Genomic DNA, 20,992 nt, shown 5'->3' with positions numbered 1-20,992 from the left:
ATGGTGGCTGCTCCTGCGGCGTCAGATGGCGGCTTGCACGTCGTTGCGGTTCAGCCAGCGGCGGTAGACGGAGGTGAACACGATGAGGAGGGACAGCAGCAGGACGCCGTACGTCGCGGACTGGGCGTAGTCGCGCGGCGTCTGTCCGAAGCCGAGGTAGTAGGCCCAGGTGACCAGGATCTGCGCGTCCGGCGCGGTGTTGCCGAAGAGCAGGAAGATGATCGCGAACTGGTTGAACGTCCAGATCACGCCGAGCAGCACGACCGTGGAGCTGACCGACCTGAGCCCGGGCAGGGTCACGTTGCGGAACTGCTGCCAGGCGTTCGCGCCGTCCATCTCCGCTGCTTCGTACAGCGTCGAGTCGATCGACTGCAGGCCGCCGAGGAGCGAGACCATCATGAAGGGCACACCGCACCAGGTGTTGACCATGATGGCGGCGATCTGCTGGAAGAGCGGATCCTCCAGCCAGGCCGGCGAGGGCATCCCGAGCGCGTCGAGCGTCGTGTTGACGACGCCGGCATCGGCGAGCATGAAGCGCCAGGCGAAGACGGTGACGAACGTCGGCACGGCCCACGGCAGGATGAGCATCATCCGGTAGGCGGTGCGGCCGCGCAGCCCCTTCTGGTTGAGCAGCAGGGCCAGGCCGAGACCGAGACCGTAGTGCAGCGCGACGCAGGCGGCCGTCCAGACGATGGTCCAGATGAAGTGGGACCAGAAGCGGTCGTACGCCGTCGGTCCCCACAGGATGTCGGCGTAGTTGTCGAGGCCGATGAACTTGTAGGTGGCGTCGATGTGGTTGACGCCGATGGTGCGGGCGGAGTTGAGGCTCGTGGCGTCCGTCAGCGTCAGATAGAAGCCCCGGACCAGCGGATACAGCACGATGACGGCGAGCACGACAACGACCGGGGCGATCATCGCGTAGGCGTACCAGTGCTTCTGGTAGCCGCTCTTGAGACGGGTGATGAGGCCCGGACGCCGGCCGCGGTCGTCACCACTGGGTGCGGCCGGGCGCTCCACGGCGACAGTCATGAGGAAACACCTTCTGGTCTGGGGCGGGTGTAACGGGTGCCGCGGCCCGCCACGCGGGGCGGGCTGTTGGGGCGGGGCCGCGGCACCTGATCGGGGAGCGCTCGATCAGCGCGTCACTTGCTGAAGCCGTCGGGCAGGAGCTTGCCGTACTGGACCTCGACGGAGGACAGGACTGCGTCGAGGCTCTCCTTGCCACTGGCCGCCTTGGGCAGCTCCTGGTCGAGCGGCCCCCACAGCGAGCTGTACTCGGGCAGCTCGGGCCGCGGCTGGGCGGCGGAGAGCACCTTCTGGAATCCGGCGAGGCCGGGGTCGGCGGTCACCTTCTCGGTGTACGCGTCCGAGCGCGTGGGCAGCGTCGAGTTCTTCAGGGCGATCTGCTCCTGCGTCTTCGCGGAGGTCATCCACTTGACGAACTTCAGGGCCGCGTCCTGGTGGGCCTTGTCGGATCCGGCGTAGACGGACAGGTTGTGGCCGCCCGTCGGAGCGGCCGCCTTGCCGGTGGAACCGGCCGGGACGGTGGCGACACCGAGGTTGTTCTTGTCCTTGAACGCGGTGCCCTTGTAGAAGTTCGTGATCTCCCAGGGACCCTCGATGGTCATGGCGACCTTGCCGTTGACGAACGCGTCCTGGCGGTGCGCGTACGAGTCGGCCGTGACGTCCGCCTTGTGCAGGCCCTTGCCGTTGAACAGGCTCAGCCAGGTCTCGGCCGCCTTCTGTCCCTTGGCGGAGTTCACCGTGATCTTCTTGGCCTCGGCGTCGACCGTGTCGGTGCCCTCGCCCAGGAGGAACGGCTCGAGGTAGTAGCCCTTCTCGGAACCGAAGAACCCGTCGACGCCGGTCTTGTCCTTGATGGTGGCGGCGGCCTTCTTCAGCTCGTCCCAGGTCTTGGGCGCCTCGCTGATGCCCGCCTTCTCGAAGAGCTCCTTGTTGTACACGAGCGCGAGCGTGTCGGTGAGCAGCGGAACACCGTACGTCTTTCCCTCGTACTGGGCCTGCTTCATCAGGTTCGGCTGGAACTTGTCCTGCTCGTCGAGCGCCACGGTGCCGTCGAGCGGCAGCAGGTAGCTCTTCTTCGCGAAGGCCGGGGTCCAGCCGACCTCGGCACGAATCACGTCGGGTGCGCCGCTGGCGCCGGCCGCCGTGTCGAACTTGTTCTGGGCCTGGTCGAAGGGGACGTTGACGTATTTGACCTTGACGTCCGGGTTGGCCTTCTCGAAGTCCTTGATCAGGGCCTTGTACGTGGGCGCCTCGTTGGTGGCGTTCGACGTGTCCCACCATGTGATGGTCACGGGGCCGGAGGCCTTGCCCCCGTCATCGCTTCCGCCGCAGGCCGTCGCCGCGAGTGCGAGGGACGCCACCACCGCGGTGGTCACTATGCCACGCCGCATGAGATCTCCTAGAGGGTGAAGGCCCGTGAGTGGGCGAGGAACGGTCCCGTCCGTACCTCTGGCCGACTTGCCGACTGAGCCGTCGCGGCCACCGGGCGACGTGAACGTAACAGTGGAGAAAGACTGGCGAAAGACGTTGCGCGAATTTTCTGCAAGAACTGCCCATCGTTACTTCTTCGTATCCCATCGGTTGCCGACGGAATACTTGACGTGGCACGCATCCTTGAGACGCAGTGGCGCGAATCACCGCAAAACAGATGATGATGGGCCCGGTCCGCCCAACAGCTCTCCTCTTCGTGCCGCACGGGGCTGCAAGGTCTTCCGCAAGGACACCGGCTACACCATCACGGTGGCCGTCCGGTGCTGGTGGGCTTTCCCCCTGGTAACGGGTAGAGTCCCTGTCCATGACCGCGCGGCTCTCCGACATCGCAGCCCAGGCGGGAGTCAGTGAAGCCACCGTCAGCCGCGTGCTCAACGGCAAGCCAGGAGTGGCCACCGGCACCCGCGAGTCCGTCATGGCGGCACTCGACGTACTCGGGTACGAGCGACCGCCGCGGTTGCGCACCCGAAGCGCCGGCCTGGTGGGCCTGATCACCCCCGAGCTGGACAATCCCATTTTCCCCGCGCTCGCCCAGGTCATCGGCCAGGCGCTCACGCGCCAGGGATACACGCCGGTCCTCGCCACCCAGACTCCGGGCGGCTCGACCGAGGACGAACTCACCGAGATGCTGGTGGAACGCAGCGTTTCCGGCATCATCTATGTCTCAGGGCTGCACGCCGACACCACCGCCGACACCCAGAGGTACGACCAACTCCGCGGTCAGGGCATACCGTTCGTGCTCGTCAACGGGTTCTCGGCGCACATCGAGGCCCCTTTCGTATCCACCGACGACCATGCCGCGACGCGCCTGGCCGTGCAGCATCTCGCCTCGCTCGGCCACACGCGGATCGGCCTCGCCGTCGGCCCGCGCCGGTTCGTCCCGGTGCAACGCAAGATCGCGGGCTTCCTGGCCGGGATGTCCGGGTATCTGGGCCTGAGTGAGGAACAGGGCGAGGAGCTTGTGCAGCACTCCCTCTTCACCATGGAGGGCGGCCAGGCAGCGGGTACCGCGCTCCTTGCGCAAGGTTGCACCGCCATCGTCTGCGCCAGCGACATGATGGCGCTGGGCGCCATCCGAGCCGCCCGCCAAGCCGGCTGCCGGGTCCCCCAGGACGTCTCCGTGGTCGGCTTCGACGATTCTCCGCTGATCGCTTTCACCGACCCGCCCCTCACCACCATCCGTCAGCCGGTGCACGCCATGGGCCAGGCCGCCGTCCGCGCGGTTCTCGAGGAGATCGGCGGAACCCCCGCGCCCCACACCGAGTTCATGTTCATGCCCGAGCTCGTGGTACGCGGCTCGACCACCGCGGCGCCCATCACCCGCCCCCGCTGATCCTTCCCGGGGAACCGGTCAGGCTGCCTCGTACAGCGGTCGCCACCAGTGCGGGTGCTCGCGGTACCAGGCCACGGTCCGCGTGAGCGCCCGCTCGAAGTCGCCGGACGGTCGGTAGCCGAGTTCCTGGGTGATACGCGTGTGGTCCACCGCGTAGCGGCGGTCGTGCCCCTTGCGGTCCTCCACGTGCTCAATGCGGTCGGGGCCGGCACCGCACAGTTCGAGCAGCCGGTGGGTCAGGTCGAGGTTGGTCAGTGAGGTGCCGCCACCGATGTTGTAGACGCGACCGGCGCGGCCCGCCGTGCGGACGAGTTCGATGCCCCGCACGTGGTCGTCGACCGACAGCCAGTCCCGCACCTGCAGCCCGTCCCCGTAGACCGGGACCTTACCGCCGCTGAACAGCGCCGCCACAAAGCGCGGGATCAGCTTCTCGGGATGCTGGTAGGCACCGAAGTTGTTCGAACAGCGTGTCACCCGGACGTCCAGGCCGTGCGTGCGGTGATGAGCCAGTGCCACGTGGTCGGCGGCGGCCTTGGACGCCGCGTAGGGCGAGTTGGGGCTCAGCGGGGAGTCCTCCGTGGCGGCGCCGGCCGGTAGGTCGCCGTACACCTCGTCGGTGGAGACCTGGACGAAGGTGCGGGTCCCCTGTCGGAGCACGGCGTCGAGGAGAGTCTGGGTGCCCATGACGTTGGTGCGGGTGAAGGCCGCGCCGGAGGCGATCGACCGGTCGACGTGGGACTCGGCCGCGAAGTGCACGATGTCCTCGTGTTGAGCGGCGAGCCGCTCCACCGAACGGGCGTCCAGCACGTCGCCGTGTACGAAGGACAGCCGAGGGTCGCCGGTGACGGATTCCAGGCGGGTGAGGCTGCCGGCGTACGTGAGGGCGTCGAGCACGGTCACCTCGATGCCCGGTGGCCCGGCCGGCCCCAGCAGGGCACGAACGTATGCGGAGCCGATGAAGCCGGCTCCGCCGGTGACGAGGATGCGTCGGGTCATGAGGTCGTGTGCACCTTGTCCTTGGAGTGGTCGTCGACGGTGGCGGGGCGCATCGGTGCGTTCCGGCCGGCAGGCTGTCACGAAGTGAGGTGGACCCTGCTGTCGTCCCCGATGACGAGCCTGTGCGAGCGCGACAGCCGCGGGGACGCCACGACGACCGCGCCGCGGCCTATGAGGGAGTCCTCGATGCGTGGGGCGCCCGCGATCCGTGCCCCGGGCAGCAGCACCGAGTGGGCGATCGCGCTGTCCTCGATGCGGCAGTCCTCACCGACCGCGGTATAGGGCCCGATCATGGAGTCGGTGACCACTGTTCCGGCGCCGATGATCGCCGGACCTGTGATCCGTGAGCCCCGCACCACGGCTCCCTCGGCGACGAGGACCCGTCCGCGTACCGTGCTCTCGGCGTCGACCTTGCCCTCGATGCCTCCGGTCACGGTGTCCAGGACGTGCCGGTTGACCTCAAGCATGTCGTCGACGCTGCCGGTGTCCCGCCAGGGCGCCGCCGTGGTCTCCGCGCGCACCGGGAGCCCCTGGTCGATCATCCACTGGACGGCATGGGTGATCTCCAGTTCCCCGCGGGCGGAGGGGGAGATGGACCGGACCGCCTCGTGCACGGCGGCAGTGAAGGCGTAGACGCCCACGAGGGCCAGATCGCTGCGCGGGTGTTCGGGCTTCTCCTCCAGCCGCAGCACCCTGCCTTCGTCACCTCCCTCGACTTCGGCCACACCGAAGGCGGTCGGGTCGGCGACCCGCGTCAACAGCAGCCGGGCCGCCGCCCGTTCGGTCCGGGCTCGCCGCAGGAAACCGGTGACCCCTTCGGGCAGGTAGTTGTCACCGAGGTAGAGGAGGAAGTCGTCGTCACCCAGGAAGTCGCGGGCGATCCGCACCGCATGGGCGAGGCCCAGGGGGCGGTGCTGGCGCAGGTAGGTGACCCGCAGGCCGAAGGCCGAGCCGTCTCCGACCACCCGGCGGATCTCCCTCTCGTGGGAGCCGACGACGATGCCCGTCTCGGCGATTCCGGCGGCCGCCAGCGCGTCGAGCGCGTAGGAGAGAACCGGCCGGTTGGCTATCGGCATCAGCTGCTTGGCACCGGTGTGGGTGAAGGGACGCAGTCTGCTACCCGTTCCGCCCGCCAGGAGCAGGGCCTTCACACGGACCTCCGGCGGGGCGGTTCTTGCGGTGAGTGCGGTCGCACTGACTCCTCCTCGGTCCAGCTCGGCGAGCGGGCGCGTTTCGACTCAAGCAGAGTTCGCAACACCGTGCAAGGCGCTTCTGAAATTTTCAGAAACTACTTGCTGAGATCGTCGCCACGGTGTTTCACTCGGAGTCCTCACCAACCAAAACCCTTGCTCCACAGCTCAGTTCACACCGTAGGGAGCCGCCGTGAGGCACCAGCACCACCAGCTCGACCAGTTGGAGCGGGAGGAGTTGCGCCTGGCACCCGGAGCCTCCGAGGAGGCGACCGCGGGACGGCGGGTCTTCGCCGAAGGACGCGGCCCCGTACTGACCGACCTGGACGGCAACCAGTACCTCGACTTCGCCGCCGGCACCCTCACGCAGTCCCTCGGGCACACCCATCCCGAGGTGGTCGAGGCGCTCACCGCCCAGGCACACCGGCTGTGGAACGTGCACGACACCGCCACGCCCGACCGGGCGCGACTCCTCGACACCCTGGCCCGCCTGCTTCCCGAACACCTCGACACATACGCGCTGTTCTCCACCGGTGCCGAGGTGGTCGAGGCCGCCCTGCGCGTCGTACAGGCGACCGCGCCGCCGGGACGCAACCGGATCGGCGCGCTGCGGCACGGCTTCCACGGCAAAACGCTGGGGGCACGGATGCTCGTGCACTGGGACATCGGTCACCAGTCGTTCGCGGGCAACAGCGTGCTCGGCTACGCGCCCTACTGCTACCGGTGTCCGCTGGACCTGGAGTACCCGTCCTGCGGTGTGCGCTGCGCGTCGCTGGTGCGCCGCCACATCACCGACAAGCCCAGCACGTCGGCCCTGGTCTTCGAGCCGGTGCTCGGCGCGGCCGGCGTCATCGTGCCGCCGGCCGGCTACTGGGACCAGATCGCCGACGCCTGCCGGGCAAGCGGTGTGCTGCTCGTCGCCGACGAGGTGCTCACGGGCGGCGGTCGCACCGGCGCCTTCCTGGCCAGTGACCGAGTCGGGGTGGAGCCGGATCTGGTGGCCATGTCGAAGGGCATGGCGAACGGCTTCCCCTTCGCCGTGCTCGCGGGCCGCCACGACCTGCTGCACGATCCCGCCGCGGCGACACCGGGTGCGTACGCCTCCACCTACGCGAGCAACCCGCTCGGGATAGCGGCCGCACGCGCGACCCTGGAGGTCATCGAGCGGGACCGCCTGATCGAACAGGTGGACCGTCTCGGCGAGGTGCTCGGTGACCGGCTCCGAGCACTGCACGACCGGTTCGAGAACCTCGGGGAGGTGCGCGGGCTCGGGCTGCTGTGGGGCCTGGAGTTCGTGACCGACCGGGCCAGCCGCACCCCCTCCCCCGCACTCGCCCGCTCCGTGTACACGACCGCGCTGGATCTGGGGCTGCGGGTCGCGCTCGGCGGGCACGTGCTGCGCATCGCACCACCCTTCACGATCGACGAGGCGCTGGTGGACGAGGGTGTCGGACTGCTCGCGAAGGCGATCGAACAGGCGGTGGACGCGTGATCGTCGCACACGAACTGGTCAAGGAGTTCAAGATCCCGGAGCGGCGGCCGGGCCTGGCGGGCTCGCTCGCCACCCTCTTCACCCGCAGACACCGGGTGGTACGCGCCGTGGACGGCGTCTCCTTCGAGATCCCGGCCGGCTCACGCACCGCCTACATCGGCGCGAACGGCGCCGGCAAGTCCACCACCATCAAGATGCTCACCGGCATCACTACGCCCACGGCGGGGTACTGCCGGGTGCGCGGCATAGAGCCGTATCGCCACCGGCAGCGCAACGCCCGGTCCATCGGGGTCGTCTTCGGGCAGCGCAGCCAGCTGTGGTGGGACCTGTCCGTGCCGGACTCGTTCCGCATCCTGCGGCGGATCTACGACATCCCGGACCCCGTCTACCGGCGCAACCTGGCCCTGTACCGCGACCTCCTCGACATCGATGCGCTCGGGACCACACCGGTGCGGCAGCTGAGCCTCGGACAGCGCATGCGCGCGGAGATCGCGGCGAGCCTGCTGCACGACCCGGCGGTGGTGTTCTGGGACGAACCCACGATCGGGCTCGACATGGTGCTCAAGGAGGCCGTGCGCGAACTGGTCAACCACGCTCACCGCGAGCTGGGCACCACCGTCGTACTGACCAGTCACGACATCGCCGACATCGCGGCCATCTGCGACAGCGCCCTGGTGGTGGACCGGGGCCGGGTGGTGCATCAGGGCAGCATCCAGGACCTGTTGCGCTCGGCCGACCGGCGTGCCGTCCTCTTCGACCACCGCGACCCGATCGCGCCGGACACTGCGTGCGCGATCGTGGAGCAGGGACTGCCCGGGGTGCGGGCCACGGTGGTCGACGGCGGCCGCGTCCACGTCGACTACCCCGCGACGGAGTTCACCTCCCGCCGCGTACTCGCCTTCCTCCTGGAACGCTTCGACCTGGCCGACTGCTACGCGCCCGAGCCCGACCTCGAGGACGTGCTGCGCCAGATCTACGGGCAGCGACGTGACGCGGCCCTCCGTGAGGTGGACGCCGCGTGAAGCCACCCACGACGCGCGCGGTGCGGGCCTACCTCCCGTTCGCGACAGGAGGGCTGCAGTCACTTCTGCAGTACCGCTCGATGTTCGTGATCACCGGCATGACCGCGGCCGCGGGCGCGGCCGTCACCGTGTTCCTGTGGCGCGCCGTCTACGCGGACACTCCGGCGGACGGTGGGCCGGGCGGCTTCACCCTCACGGGCATCACCACCTACCTCCTGGTCGCGCAGGTGCTCCAGGTACTGCACACCAACCGGGTGGACGACGAGGTCGCCGCCGAGGTCTACCGCGGGGACGTGGCCGTGATGCTGGTGCGGCCGGTCAGCTATCCGCTGGTGCGGTTCTTCGCCAGTCTGCCGGTCGTCGCGGCGAACGCGGTGCTCGTCGCGGTGCCGGTCCTGGTCCTCTTCGCCCTCCTGGTACCTCTCACGGTGCCGCGTCCCGGTGACGTGGCCCTGTTCGCGCTGTCCACCGTGTTCTCGGTGCTCATCGCGTTCTGCGTCAACCTGCTCACCGGCATGACCGGCTTCGTCACCACGAACACCTGGGGCGTCCGCATGGTCAAGCAGAGTGTGGTCGCCTTCTTCGCCGGGCAGTTGGTGCCGATCGCGCTGATGCCGCAGCCACTGGCGGCTCTCGCCCGTTGGCTGCCGTTCCGGGGCATGGTCGACGGCCCGCTGACGCTGCTCCTGGGCCGCTACGACGGCGCCGCCGGGGCACTGCAGGTCCTGGTGCAGCAGGTGGGCTGGGTCCTGGGGCTCGGGGCCGTGTGTGCCGTGCTGTGGCGGGCGGCACTCGGCCGGCTGGAGGTGCTCGGCGGATGAGCGCACGGAGCACGGCGGCGCGGTACGCGCGTCTGTCCTGGTTTCTGGGCGGTGTCGGTCTGCACCGGCTCACCGCCTACCGGTTGGACTTCCTGCTCGGTGCCGGCGCGTTCCTGGTCCGGGTCGGGGTGCAGACGGCCGTGGTCGGCCTGGTGTTCCGGCAGGTGCCGGTGGTGGGCGGCTGGTCGTACCACGAGGTGGTGTTCCTGCTGGGCTTCTCCCTGCTGCCGCGGGGCCTCGACCATCTCTTCACCGACCAGCTGTGGGAGCTGAGCCGCAAGCTGGTGCAGCGCGGTGAGTTCTACCGGCACCTGGTGCGGCCGGTCAGCCCGCTGTTCTCACTGCTTTCCGAGCGGTTCCTGCACCCGGACGGGTTTGGCGAACTGATCGTCGGCGCGGCCCTCGTGGGCTGGTCCGGATCTCATCTCGACCTGGACCTGACCGCCACCCAGTGGGCACTGGCCCCGCTGTTCGTCCTGTGCGGGGCGCTGATCCACTCGGCGGTGAAGCTCCTGTTCGCCTCGCTGTCCTTCTGGACGGTCACCAGCCTGCCCGCCATGTACGCGGCCAACCAGGTCTCCGAGTTCACCTCCTACCCGCTGGACATCTACCACCCGACCCTGCGGGCCCTGCTGACCTGGGTGCTGCCCTTCGCCTTCACCTCGTACGTGCCCTGCACCTATCTGCTGACCGGCGACACCGGGCTGGTGGTGTGGCTGCCGGTGGTGACGGCGGGAGCGGTCGCGCTCGCACTCGCGGTGTGGCGGCGAGGTCTGACCATCCACGACACGACCGGGAGTTGAGAGCACATGCACGGTGCCGAAGCGGATGCGGGCCTGGACGGGCTGCTGCGCGCCGCCCCCTGGATGCCCGAGGACGCGCGCGCCGCCGAGCGTTTCGAGCGGATCGATCACGCGGTACTCGGCGGGGCGGCGTTGCTCCTGATCGTGGCGGCCGTCGGCGGTCCCGCGTCAGGTCGCCGGTTCTTCGTACCGGTGCGCGGAACCGACGGCGGCGGCTTCGAAGCGGCGCACGGCAGCGAGGCATTCGACGTCGCCGCGGTGACCCGCACGCTGACCGGCGGAAAGCTGCCCACGGCGCGAGGCGGGTCCGTCGAGTTCCGGGGACCCGGGCGCGGTCCGATCGGGGTGCGGCGCCTGCCGTTCGAGCAGGGCTGGTCCTCCAACGCGCTGTCGCTGGTGGACGTGTCGGGCACGGCCTGCATCCACAAGACGTACCGCCGTCTGGACGAGACCATCCACGAGCCGGAGCTGCTGCGCCGCATGAACGGCACCGGCCGCACCCCTCAGTGGGTGGGCGACTACACGTACGTGGCGCCGGACGGCACGTCCCGCAGTCCGCTCGGCGTGATCTACCAGTACGTCCAGGGCGAGGGCATCGACGTCCCGCTGCGCGGGAACCTCCGCTCGATGTGGCCGCGGCTCTCGGGCACCACGTCCGTCGAGGAGGTCGTCCGCTCCCACCTGGGACCGCTGGAAGAACGGTTGCGCCGGGCCTGCGAGTTCCTGGGCGACTTCCACCGGGACCTGGCACACCGGCTGGGCGGCGCCGCCGAGTATCCCGTGCGCGAGGCCCTGGACGACGCGGTGGACCGCGCCGACCGTCTCGCCCGGCACGGCACCGGACTGGCACTGCCGAAGTCCGCGCACGAGGCCGCCTTCGACGCCCTGCGCACAGAACTCGCCGCGCTGGCGGCGGAGTTCGAGGACGGGAACATTCCCGCGTCCGGACCCTGTCACGGTGACCTGCACCTCTCCCATCTGCTGTGCGCGGCCGACGGCGACAGGGGGGCCGGAACCGGCTGGCGCATGACGGTGCTCGACCTGTCCACGCCGGCGCTCGGCCCCGACGACCCGGACTGGCCCCGGCAGTCGCCCCTGCAGGACCTGGTCGCTCTCGAGCGCGCTCTGGAGTACTTCGCGGCCGACGAGGCGGCGTTCGAGGCCGCGCGGCGACTCGGCGTGGACTCGCTGGAGACGATGCTCGGCTCTCTGGACGGCGCTCCGCACTGGCCCGAAGCCCGGCGGGCGGTGCTGCGGCAGGTGTTCGCGGCGGCCGACGCGTGGCGGCGGCACGTGACGCGGCTGCTGCTGGGTTCCGCCTCCGACCACCCGCTGCGCCGCCTGCTGTACGTCCGCAGGCTGCTGCACGAGCTCACCTACAACCAGGCCCATGCCCGCCCCTACCACGCGGCGATCGACCTGCGTCACGCTCGCGCGCTCGCGCCGGCCGCCGCGTTCGCGAGGAAGTGACCGAGCTATGGAACCGCGTATGCACATCATCGAGACGTACTTCGAATGCTGCGGCTTCGACCACACCTTCATCCAGGGCGGCACGTCCGTCTATCTGTGGAATCTGTCGAAGAAGTTCGCCCAGAGCGGCCACCGGGTCTCCATCGTGACCCCGGCCCACGGGCGCCTCGACGACCTGCGCACCCGTTACGAGGTCGAGGACCTGCCGTACGAGGACGCGTACACGCTGCCCGTCCCGCTCGACCCGGAGGTGTGGCGGGACTTCCCCGCCGAGGCCGCGCTGGCGCTCACCACCACCGCGCACCGCATCCGCCTGGACGGCGTCGACCTGTACTTCCTCGCCAACGACTGGCTGAACCGGCTGCCGGACACCTTCTACCCGCCGTACCAGAGCAAGGGCAGCGACCTGGTCTTCTTCAAGCCCCTGGTCTTCCAGGTGGACGCGGTGCGGTTCCTGCGTACCTGGTTCGGTGACGAGAAGGCGCTCGTCCACGCGCACGAGCCCTACTACCACTATCTGCTGCCCGCGGCGCTGCGCGACGACCCTTCGAAACTGGTCGTGAGCAACGTGCAGAGCAACATGCCCATCGCGAAGAAGGTGTACGAACCCGAGGTGCGGCGGTTGCTCGAACTGCTGGGTGCTCCGCTTCCGGCGCGTGCTCCCGAACCGCCCGTCGCCGCGCCCGCGGCCATGGTCCAGTACCAGCAACTCACCCATCTGCACTACGAGTACGGGCCGGACAACCTCGCCGTCTACGAGCTGACCGCCGACCACTCCGATCTGATCGACTTTCTCTCGCCGGGCCAGCTGGACTTCTACGCCGGTTTCCGTGACACCCCGTTCGAGGATCTCTTCGGACGGCTGCCGATCGCCGACGTGGTGCGTCGCAACGCGCACAAGATGTTCGTCGGCGGCTGCGCCGTCTCGGACCAGTGGCTGGCCTGGGACCCCGCCGGAGTCGACCGCACCGAGGTGCTCGAAGGGCTGGGCCTGGACCCGGACCTGCCGGCCTTCTTCCACAACGCCCGCTACGCCGTCCACCACAAGGGTCAGCTGGAGCTGGTCCGCGCCGTCGACCGGGTGCTGAGCGAGGGACTCGCGGCCAGCTTCGTCATCCGCTGCATCTCCGGCAGCGGCATCGACGACCCGTTCTTCCACGAGGTCGCCGCCCGGCACAAGGGGAGGCTGCACCTGGAGTGGGAACGGGTCCCGGAGCGGCAGGTGTTCGGGTACGCGGCCGCCTCCGACTTCTGCCTGTTCCCCTCCAAGTTCGAGATGGACACGTTCCTCATCGCACAGGGCGAGGCCATGGCCGTCGGCTCGGTGCCGATCGCCACGGACCAGCGGGGCATGGCGCACTTCGGACACGCGGACCCTCCGGACTCCGCCACCGGCTTCGCCGTGAACCGTTCGTTCGCCGAGGACGACGAGTTGCTGGTCGCCGCTCTCGCCGCCCGCATCCGTCAGGCGGCCGCCCTGTGGCGGGAGGAACCCGAGCGGTACCGGGAACTGGCCCGGCGGGCGTCCGCCGTCGCCCGAGTGTTCACCTGGGCCCACTGCGCCGATCTGCACCTGACGGAGTTCGCCCGGCTGTGGCAGGGCGAACCCCCTCGGCTCGATCCCGAGCTCGCCCTGCGGCACGGCTGGTTCGACCTGGTGGAGGACGCGGCACGCACTGCGGAGGCGGCCCTTGCCCGCGGTGATGTGGACGCCTACGAGCGCCGTGCGCCACTGGACGACGCCGCGGTCCGGCAGTTGTTCGACGCGGCCTGGGCACGCGCCGACTTCACCGCGTGCGAGCGCGCCGCGGTGCGCGGCCGGCCGGGCGTGATCGGCGCCGACGACCTGACTCGGCTGCGCACGCGCGCCCGCCTCACGCCGGACGGCTCCCTGCTCTACCGGCTCCCGCAGGCGGTCCGGGTCGAGGTCGTGTCGCCGGCCTCCGACAGCGGCCCGCGGGCGCGGCCCGGCGTACGCGCTCTGGAACGCACGGCCCCGGGCACGTTCACGGGTCCGGCACCCGGGCCGGGCGCGCTGCTGCTGCTCACCCTGGACTCCGGTCGCGTGGTCTGGGACGAGGTGCGCCGTGGCTGACCGTACCGGGGTACGCGCCGTCCTCCTCGCCGGTGGGGAGGGCCGGCGCATGGGGCCGCTCGGCACCGGCCGCCTCAAGCCGCTGATCCCCTACGGCGGCGCCTGCCGGCTCATCGACTTCAGCCTCGCCAACGCGCACCGGTCCGGGCTGGGCGAGGTGTTGCTGCTGTCGCAGTTCGAGGAGCGGCAGCTCATGGACGACCTGCACCAGGTGTGGAACGCCCGGCCCGGCCTGCGGGTGCACTTCGGGCCGTACGACTCCGCCTACCGGGACGCGCCCGCCGGCCTCCTTCCACGCCGCCTCCCGCCCCGCTCCGGGGCACCGGAGCGGGGCACGGCCGATGCTCTGATCCGCAAGGCGCCCTACATCTTCGGCCCGGGCACGGAACAGGTGCTCGTGCTGCACGCCGATCACGTCTACCGCTTCGACTACGGCCCTCTCATCGCCTCGCACAGGGCGTCGGGAGCCGCCCTGACCATCGCCTACCAGCGCATCGAGCGACGTTGGGTGCATCTGTTCGGGATGGTCGACTTCGACGCGGACAACCGCCTCACACAGTTCGTCGAGAAGCCCGAGCAGCCCACCTCCGACCTGGTGTTCGCGGCGTTCTGCGTCTTCGACGCCGAGGTGCTCCACCGCCACCTCGAACAGCTCGAGGGCACCGACTGGCAGCACGACATCAGCCGCGACGTCATCCCGGCCATGCTCGCCGCCGGCGAGGACATCCGCGGCTACGAAGTGCACGGGCACTGGGCGGACATCGGCACCGTCGAGCGGTACCACCGGGCGCACCTGGCCCTCGCGGACCATCCGCGCGCCGGTCTCCCGGCGGACCGGATGCCGTGCACCGTGCGCCCCGACGTGCGGCGCGCCTGGATCTCCGACTCCCCCGGCGTTCGTTCGTCCTGGGTGCCCCAGGATCTGGTCAACGAGGGGCAGGTGGAACGCAGTGTGATCTTCCCCGCGGTCCGGATCGGTGCGGGCGCCAGGGTGCGTCGCAGTGTCGTCCTTCCGGGTGCCGCTGTGCCCGCGGGCGCCGACATCGATGCGTCGGTCGTTCTGGAGAACGGGACGATCCAGCCCATAGCGCGGACAGAAGGAGTACTGACGTGACCGTTTCCTCGAGCATGTACGACATCCTGGTGGCGGGCGGGGCCGGTGTGGACACCATCGTCCGGGTGCCCGAACTCAGGGTGCCGCCCGGCGACTCCGTGTTCGTACCACCGGTGCGTGACTACGTGGCTCACACCGGCAACGGCGTCGCCCGCGGCACGCACGCCCTGGGGCTCACCACCAAGTTCATCGACTTCCTCGGCGCCGACGCACAAGGCCACCAGATCCTCGCCGCGTACGCCACGTCCGGGCTCGACTTCAGTCACGTCGTCTCGCCGCACGGCACTCCGCGCGGGGTCAATCTCGTCGACGCGCAGGGGCGGCGCTTCTCCTTCTACGACGGCCGCCATCCGGCCGACCTGCGGCTGCCCCGCGCCTTCTACCTGCCCTTCCTGGAGCGGGCCCGGCACGTGCACCTGTCCATCACGGGCGTCACGCTGGACATGTATGCCGACATCCACCGCCTCGGCGTCCCCTGCTCCACGGACCTGCACGACTGGGACGGTGCCAACCCGCACCACCTGGCCTACGCCGTCGCCTCCGACTACGTCTTCATGAGCGCCGCGGCGGTCCACGAGCGTCTCGACGAGGTACTGCGTTCCATCCTGGACCGGGGCCGCGCGCGCCTCGTCGTCGCCACCGACGGGGCAGCCGGCTGCCACGTCCTCGAACGCGGCGACACGAGCGTGCGGCGCTACCCCGCCGTACGACCGGAGCGTCCCGTCGTGGACAGCAACGGCGCCGGGGACGCGTTCGTGAGCGCGTTCCTGTACGCACTCGCGCAGGGAAGGCCGGTGGCCGACTGCGTGCTCGCCGGATCGGTGTCCGGAGCGTTCGCATGCACGAGCGCGGGCACGCACACCGAGTTCATCGACCGGGACGGGCTGCGGGCGGGCTGTGCGCGCGCCGGGGCCGACGGCTGACGACGGGAACGCACGACGTGCACATCATCACCTTCTCCTTCGAATGCGGCGGCTTCGACCCACGCCTGATGCGCGGCGGACTGTCTCCACTGGTGTGGCAGCTCTCCCGCCGTTACGCCGCGCAAGGCCACCGCGTCTCGCTGGTCACGCCGGGACACGGGCACGTGGACCGGCTGCGGGCCGCCCACGGCATCGAGGACCTGCCGCACCTCACCCGCACCCGCACGGTGCCTCTGGCGCTGGATCCCGAGGTCTGGGCCTCATGGCCGGCCGACCTGGACGTGGACGTGACGACCACGGTGCACCGGCTGCGTCTGGACGGCGTGGACGTGTACTTCCTGTCCAATGCGTATCTCGACCTGCTGCCCGACCGGCTGTATCCGCCACCGGGCGTCGAGGGCAGGGACCTCTCCCACTTCAAGCCGCTGGTGTTCCAGGCCGAGGGACTGCGGTTCGTCCAGGAGTACCTGCGGTCGGAGGACGAACCCGCCGTGGTGCACGCCTTCGAACCCGCCTATCACTACCTCTTGCCCCCGGTTCTCGCCCCCGATCCATTCCTCCACACGGTCAGCACCGTCGCCGCGAATGCCCCGATCGGGCAGAAGGTGTACCGGCCCCAGGTGACGCGGATGCTGAAGCTGTTCGGCGTGGCCGACGTGGACCTGGACGCGCTGGACGGCCCGCCGCCCGAGGAGCGCTCGACGCGGGCGGTACTCTCGCGCGCCCTGGCCGGGACCCGGATGCACGTCGAGTACGGCCCCGACCACGTCGGCCTGTTCCCGTTGATAGCCGCCCACGCTGATCTGGTCGACTTCGTGTCGCCGGGACAGCGCGCGTACTACAGCACATTCCGGGACACGCCCGTGCAGGCGCTCTTCGAGACGCTGCCGGTGGCCCGGACGCTGCGGCAGCGCGCCGACCGCGTCATCACCGGTGGCTGCGCCGTCACGGACTCCTGGCTGGCGCGCGACACGGCCTCGGTCGACCGGCACCAGGTGCTGCGCCGTCTGGGTATCGATCCGGCACTTCCGGTCTTTTACCACGCGGCGCGCTACGCGGTGCACCACAAGGGCCAGTTGGAACTGATGCGGGCTATCGAGGAACTGCTGGACGACGGAGTGGAGGCCGGGTTCCTGCTCCGCTGCTCCACGGGAGACGGCGCCGCGGCGAACGCGTACTTCCAGTCCGTGGCCGACCGCCACCCCGACCGGCTCCGGCTCGCGTGGGATCTCGCGGACGAGGACACCCTCTTCGAGGAGGCGGCGTGCGCCGACTTCTGCGTCTACCCGTCCAAGTTCGAATTGGACGGCTTCCTCATCGCACAGGCCGAGGCGATGGCCTGCGGGGCCGTGCCGATCGCCACCGACCAGCACGTCACCCGGCACTTCCGGCACGCTCTGCCGAGCGGACATCCCGAGGCGACGGGCTTCTCGGTGCCCGGCTCGTTCCACGACGACGACCCGGCGCTCGCCCGCGGCCTGGCCGCGCGGATCCGCACGGCGGTCGGTGTCTTCGCCGCGCACGTCGACGGTTCCGACCCCACCTATGCCCGACTGTCCGCCAACTCGCGCGCCCTGGCCCGGAGGTTCACCTGGGAACGCGCCGCGCGCACCCGGCTGGACGCCTTCGAGGGGCTTCTCCATGGCCGGGTCCGGCCGTTCCCCGTGCGCGAGGCGATCGCGTACGGCTGGTTCGACGACCTGCCCGCGAGCGCCTGGGACCAGCACCCCGAGGAGATCCGGGAGGCGGCGCTCACCCGCGGGGACCTCGGCGCGTGGGAGCGCGCGGGCGGGGCGGTGGACGCGCAGGCGTGTGAACGGCTCTTCGAGGCCGCGTGGCGGGAGGCCGAGTTCACCACCGCGCTGCACAACGCCGTGGTGGCCGGACGCTCCGACCTGACCGCCCGGGTTCACGGCCGGGGCACCGTTCGACGTACGGCGAACGGCCGGTGGGAGGTGACGTACCGGCACGAGCACGTGGCTCGGGTGGAGGCCGTGCTGGAAGGTCGGAGGGGCGCTCGCACCGGACCGGACGCCGTCTCGGGCGGCTCCCGGCCGGCCGCGGGCGAGACCGCCGCGGAGGCCCTCGCGTCCGACGAGCCGGTGCCCCCCGGCACCGGCGCCGTGTTCCACGCCCTGTCTCCGCAGGGCGGTCGGCCCGGTTCCTTCCGGGCCGTACTCGACGCCGCTCCGGCGGGGCGCGACCTGTCCGTCATGCTCACGCTGGCCTCCGGTCACGTCCGCTGGGACACCCTGCCGCTGCGCCGGCCACCGTTCCGGCTGGTCGCAACCGATCTAGACGGGACCCTGTTGCGTGACGACCTGACCGTCTCTCCACGAACCCGTGCCGCCCTCGCGGCGGTGACCGACGCGGGAGCGCACCACCTCGTGGCCACCGGACGCCCGGCCTCGGCCTGCGCGCACATCCTCGACGCCCTCGGATACCGCGGTCTGGCCGTCTGCGGACAGGGCGCCCAGCTGTACGACGCCGGCTCGCGACGGCTGCTGTCCTCGGCCTCCCTCGGCCGTACGCTCGCACGCCGCGTCGTGGCGGGCGTGGAGGAGAGGCTCGGTCCCGTCGAGCTGGGCGTCGTCACGGCGCCGCCGGACAGCCGGTTCAAGGTGACCGAAGGCTTCGGGCAACGTGTGCGCCACGGCTGGGACGTGACCACCGACCGGGATCTGTTGTGGGACAGTCCCGTCGACAAGCTGATCCTGCACCATCCCGAGGTCGACGAGGACCGGCTGGCCGCGCTCACCCAGAGTCTGTTCGACGACGAGGTGACGGTCGTCCACTCCGTGAAGGGCATGGTGGAGGTGCTGCCGCCGGGTACGACCAAGGCCGCCGGGGTCGAACGCGCCGCCCGGCTGCTGGGCTGCGCCGCGAGCGACACCATCGCCTTCGGCGACATGCCCAACGACGTCCCCCTGCTCACCTGGGCGGCGCACGGCGTCGCCGTGGCCAACGCCCACCCGGCCCTGCTCACCGCCGCCGACGAGATCGCACCGCCCAACGAAGAGGACGGGGTTGCGGTGGTCCTGGAGCGGCTCTTCACCCCCGGGGCGCAGAACCGCCGCACCCCCTCCGAACGTCACGCATGACCGCCCAGAAAGGGCACTTGACCATGGCCGACGCCCTTGTCCGCCTTGCCCGCGCCCACGGCGTGGCGACCTCCTACACCACCGACCGCGGTGTCCGCGTCGACGTCGCGCCCGACACCCTGGTCGCCGTTCTCGCCGCCTGCGGGGTGGACGCCGCCACCCCCGCGGCGGCGCGGGACGCCCTGGCCCGGCACGAATTTCGCTCCCGTACCCGCCTTTTGCCCCCGTGCGTCGTACTCCGGCAGCCCGAGACCGTACGGCTGGAGGCGCTCGGCCTGCCGCGTGACACCGAGGGCCACGTGGAACTGGAGAACGGTGCGGGAAGGGCCGCACTCGACGATCCGCTGCCCGCCGGACTGCACACCGTGCACGTCCAGGGCCCGACCGGTGTCGGCGACTGCGCCCTGCTGGTGGCCCCGGCACGGCTCGCGGTCCCCGAGGGCCGACACTGGGGCTTCCTCGTCCAGCTGTACTCCGTGCTGTCGCGACGCTCCTGGGGCATGGGCGACCTGGGAGACCTGGCGGACCTCGCCGCATGGTCGGGGCGCGCGCTGGGTGCCGGATTCCTCCAGTTGGGTCCCCTGCACGCCGCCGAGCCGGGACCGCTGACCGACCCGTCGCCCTACCGGCCCAGCTCACGCCGCTTCCCCGATCCCCTGCACCTGCGGGTGGAGGCGATACCCGAGTACGCGTATCTGGACCCGGCCGAGCGTCGCGACGTCGACGCCTGCGTGGCACAGGCGCGCGCCCTCAACGACAGGGTGCTGCGGGGACAGTCCCTGATCGACCGGGAGACTGTACGCGCCCTCAAGCTGCGTGCCCTGCGCGGCATCCACGGGGCGGCGCCGCTCAGTCCCGGCCGCGCCGCTTCCTTCGCCTCTTTCGTCCAGCGCGAAGGTGATGAACTCACCGACTTCGCCACCTGGTGCGCCCTCGCGGAGGTACACGCCGGCGACTGGCACACGTGGCCCGCCGACCTGCGCGATCCACGCTCGGCAGCAGTCGCCCGAGCCCGCACCGAACTCGCCGACGACATCGGCTTCCACCAGTGGCTCGCCTGGCTCACCGACGAGCAGCTCGCCGACGCCCAGCACCAGGCCCGCACCGCGGGCATGCCGATCGGGCTCGTGCACGATCTCGCTGTCGGCGTCTCGCCCCACGGCGCGGACGCCTGGGCGTACCAACGCTTTCTCGCCGCCGGCATGAGCGTGGGCGCGCCACCGGACGACTTCAACCCGCACGGCCAGAACTGGGGACAACCCCCCTGGCGGCCCGACGCGCTGGCGGCCGCGGCCTACCGCCCGCTGGCGGGTCTGCTGCGCGCCGGGCTCCGGCACGCCGGCGCGCTCCGTGTCGACCACGTCATGGGCCTGTTCCGGCTGTGGTGGATCCCCGACGGCTGCGCGCCGGACGCCGGCACCTATGTCCGCTACGACTCCGACGCACTGCTCGCCACACTGATGCTGGAGGCCCACCGGGCCGGCGCCGCCGTCATCGGGGAGGACCTCGGCACGGTGGAGGCCGGCGTCCGGGAGCACCTGGCGGACCTCGGCGTGCTGGGCACCTCCGTGCAGCGCTTCGAGTACGTCGGCGGGTCGGAGGGCCGGCATGGACCGCTTCCGCCCGACCAGTGGCGTCAGGAGTGCCTGGCCACACTCACCACCCACGATCTGCCGACCACCTCCGCGTGGCTGAGCGGCGAGCATGTGGAACTGCGCGCCGGGCTCGGCCTGCTGACCCGCCCCGAGACGGAGGAGAAGGCCGAGGCCGCCGCCGAATGCGATGGCTGGCTCGCGGAGCTGACCCGGCTCGGCCTGCTGCCGGACGGCGCCGATTCCGAGGACCGGGATGCCGCCCTCGTCGCACTGCACGCCTTTCTGCTGCGTACCCCGGCGCGGCTCCTCGGTGTGTGGCTGCCGGACGCAACAGGGGACCTGATGCCGCAGAACCTGCCGGGGACGTCGGCCGCGGTGCACCCCAACTGGAGGCTTCCCGTGGCCGACGCCACCGGGTGCCCGGTCCCGCTGGAGGATCTGCCGGACCACCCGCTGCTCCGGAGAGTCACCGAGTTGTTCACGCCTTCCCACCGTTCACGAGTCCACTGAGCAAGGAGAG

General features: G+C 70.6%; 15 protein-coding genes. 11 read left to right on the top strand and 4 right to left on the bottom strand.

Annotated elements, in window-relative coordinates:
- Positions 1-21 precede the first annotated feature (21 nt).
- Positions 22-1,029 (bottom strand): carbohydrate ABC transporter permease, encoded by a 1,008-nt coding sequence (locus ACFYZ3_RS12785; RefSeq protein WP_007388233.1) that lies wholly within the window; start codon positions 1,027-1,029, stop codon positions 22-24.
- 113 nt (positions 1,030-1,142) lie between these two features.
- On the bottom strand, positions 1,143-2,417 hold the full coding sequence (locus tag ACFYZ3_RS12780; protein WP_365005149.1) for an extracellular solute-binding protein: 1,275 nt from the start codon (positions 2,415-2,417) through the stop codon (positions 1,143-1,145).
- Between the two features lie 404 nt (positions 2,418-2,821).
- On the opposite strand from ACFYZ3_RS12780, the gene ACFYZ3_RS12775 reads away from it, so the two are divergent.
- Complete coding sequence (locus tag ACFYZ3_RS12775; protein WP_007388257.1) at positions 2,822-3,850, top strand: LacI family DNA-binding transcriptional regulator; 1,029 nt, start codon at positions 2,822-2,824, stop codon at positions 3,848-3,850.
- A gap of 18 nt (positions 3,851-3,868) precedes the next feature.
- Here ACFYZ3_RS12775 and rfbB read toward each other — a convergent pair whose 3' ends face one another.
- Together rfbB and ACFYZ3_RS12765 are read right to left on the bottom strand one after the other, a co-directional pair.
- Positions 3,869-4,846: a dTDP-glucose 4,6-dehydratase gene (rfbB, locus tag ACFYZ3_RS12770; RefSeq protein ID WP_007388235.1), complete on the bottom strand. Its 978-nt coding sequence runs from the start codon at positions 4,844-4,846 to the stop codon at positions 3,869-3,871.
- A 77-nt stretch (positions 4,847-4,923) separates the two neighbouring features.
- Complete coding sequence (locus tag ACFYZ3_RS12765) at positions 4,924-5,997, bottom strand: glucose-1-phosphate thymidylyltransferase (RefSeq protein WP_108988837.1); 1,074 nt, start codon at positions 5,995-5,997, stop codon at positions 4,924-4,926.
- Positions 5,998-6,229: 232 nt separating this feature from the next.
- Between ACFYZ3_RS12765 and ACFYZ3_RS12760 the strand changes: the two genes are divergently transcribed.
- Genes ACFYZ3_RS12760 through malQ form a run of 10 tightly spaced genes read left to right on the top strand, consistent with a single transcriptional unit; the run spans position 6,230 to position 20,982 of the window.
- The gene (locus ACFYZ3_RS12760; RefSeq protein WP_164413951.1) at positions 6,230-7,528 is read left to right on the top strand and encodes an aminotransferase class III-fold pyridoxal phosphate-dependent enzyme; all 1,299 of its coding nucleotides are present in this window, start codon (positions 6,230-6,232) and stop codon (positions 7,526-7,528) included.
- Positions 7,525-8,550: an ATP-binding cassette domain-containing protein gene (locus ACFYZ3_RS12755; protein ID WP_007388259.1), complete on the top strand. Its 1,026-nt coding sequence runs from the start codon at positions 7,525-7,527 to the stop codon at positions 8,548-8,550. The genes ACFYZ3_RS12760 and ACFYZ3_RS12755 overlap by 4 nt, the downstream gene beginning before the upstream one ends.
- On the top strand, positions 8,547-9,371 hold the full coding sequence (locus tag ACFYZ3_RS12750; RefSeq protein ID WP_125634041.1) for an ABC-2 family transporter protein: 825 nt from the start codon (positions 8,547-8,549) through the stop codon (positions 9,369-9,371). The genes ACFYZ3_RS12755 and ACFYZ3_RS12750 overlap by 4 nt, the downstream gene beginning before the upstream one ends.
- Positions 9,368-10,174: an ABC transporter permease gene (locus ACFYZ3_RS12745; protein ID WP_125634039.1), complete on the top strand. Its 807-nt coding sequence runs from the start codon at positions 9,368-9,370 to the stop codon at positions 10,172-10,174. The genes ACFYZ3_RS12750 and ACFYZ3_RS12745 overlap by 4 nt, the downstream gene beginning before the upstream one ends.
- Positions 10,175-10,180: 6 nt before the next feature.
- Positions 10,181-11,644, top strand: a complete 1,464-nt coding sequence (locus ACFYZ3_RS12740; RefSeq protein ID WP_356203742.1) for a hypothetical protein — start codon at positions 10,181-10,183, stop codon at positions 11,642-11,644.
- 7 nt (positions 11,645-11,651) lie between these two features.
- Positions 11,652-13,739 (top strand): glycogen/starch synthase, encoded by a 2,088-nt coding sequence (locus ACFYZ3_RS12735; protein WP_388515955.1) that lies wholly within the window; start codon positions 11,652-11,654, stop codon positions 13,737-13,739.
- A complete protein-coding gene (locus ACFYZ3_RS12730; RefSeq protein ID WP_042822082.1) occupies positions 13,732-14,853 on the top strand; it encodes a sugar phosphate nucleotidyltransferase in 1,122 nt (373 codons plus the stop codon). Before ACFYZ3_RS12735 ends, ACFYZ3_RS12730 begins: the two co-directional genes overlap by 8 nt.
- The gene (locus ACFYZ3_RS12725; RefSeq protein WP_007388265.1) at positions 14,850-15,776 is read left to right on the top strand and encodes a carbohydrate kinase family protein; all 927 of its coding nucleotides are present in this window, start codon (positions 14,850-14,852) and stop codon (positions 15,774-15,776) included. The genes ACFYZ3_RS12730 and ACFYZ3_RS12725 overlap by 4 nt, the downstream gene beginning before the upstream one ends.
- 17 nt (positions 15,777-15,793) lie before the next feature.
- On the top strand, positions 15,794-18,877 hold the full coding sequence (locus ACFYZ3_RS12720) for a Cof-type HAD-IIB family hydrolase (RefSeq protein ID WP_388515954.1): 3,084 nt from the start codon (positions 15,794-15,796) through the stop codon (positions 18,875-18,877).
- The gene (malQ, locus tag ACFYZ3_RS12715; RefSeq protein ID WP_388515952.1) at positions 18,874-20,982 is read left to right on the top strand and encodes a 4-alpha-glucanotransferase; all 2,109 of its coding nucleotides are present in this window, start codon (positions 18,874-18,876) and stop codon (positions 20,980-20,982) included. The genes ACFYZ3_RS12720 and malQ overlap by 4 nt, the downstream gene beginning before the upstream one ends.
- Positions 20,983-20,992: the final 10 nt, after the last annotated feature.

Origin of the sequence: Streptomyces sp. NPDC001599, from assembly GCF_042893535.1 — a bacterium.
GTDB lineage: Bacteria > Actinomycetota > Actinomycetes > Streptomycetales > Streptomycetaceae > Streptomyces.
Note: the sequence above shows the minus strand (reverse complement) of the source record. Positions and strands in the feature narration are given on the sequence as shown.

What these genes read in the sequence shown, in the direction of transcription:
- ACFYZ3_RS12785 (WP_007388233.1), bottom strand. Translation starts at nt 1,029, where the DNA reads ATGACTGTCGCCGTGGAGCGCCCGGCCGCACCCAGTGGTGACGACCGC.
- ACFYZ3_RS12780 (WP_365005149.1), bottom strand. Translation starts at nt 2,417, where the DNA reads ATGCGGCGTGGCATAGTGACCACCGCGGTGGTGGCGTCCCTCGCACTC.
- ACFYZ3_RS12775 (WP_007388257.1), top strand. Translation starts at nt 2,822, where the DNA reads ATGACCGCGCGGCTCTCCGACATCGCAGCCCAGGCGGGAGTCAGTGAA.
- rfbB (WP_007388235.1), bottom strand. Translation starts at nt 4,846, where the DNA reads ATGACCCGACGCATCCTCGTCACCGGCGGAGCCGGCTTCATCGGCTCC.
- ACFYZ3_RS12745 (WP_125634039.1), top strand. Translation starts at nt 9,368, where the DNA reads ATGAGCGCACGGAGCACGGCGGCGCGGTACGCGCGTCTGTCCTGGTTT.
- ACFYZ3_RS12740 (WP_356203742.1), top strand. Translation starts at nt 10,181, where the DNA reads ATGCACGGTGCCGAAGCGGATGCGGGCCTGGACGGGCTGCTGCGCGCC.
- ACFYZ3_RS12735 (WP_388515955.1), top strand. Translation starts at nt 11,652, where the DNA reads ATGGAACCGCGTATGCACATCATCGAGACGTACTTCGAATGCTGCGGC.
- malQ (WP_388515952.1), top strand. Translation starts at nt 18,874, where the DNA reads ATGACCGCCCAGAAAGGGCACTTGACCATGGCCGACGCCCTTGTCCGC.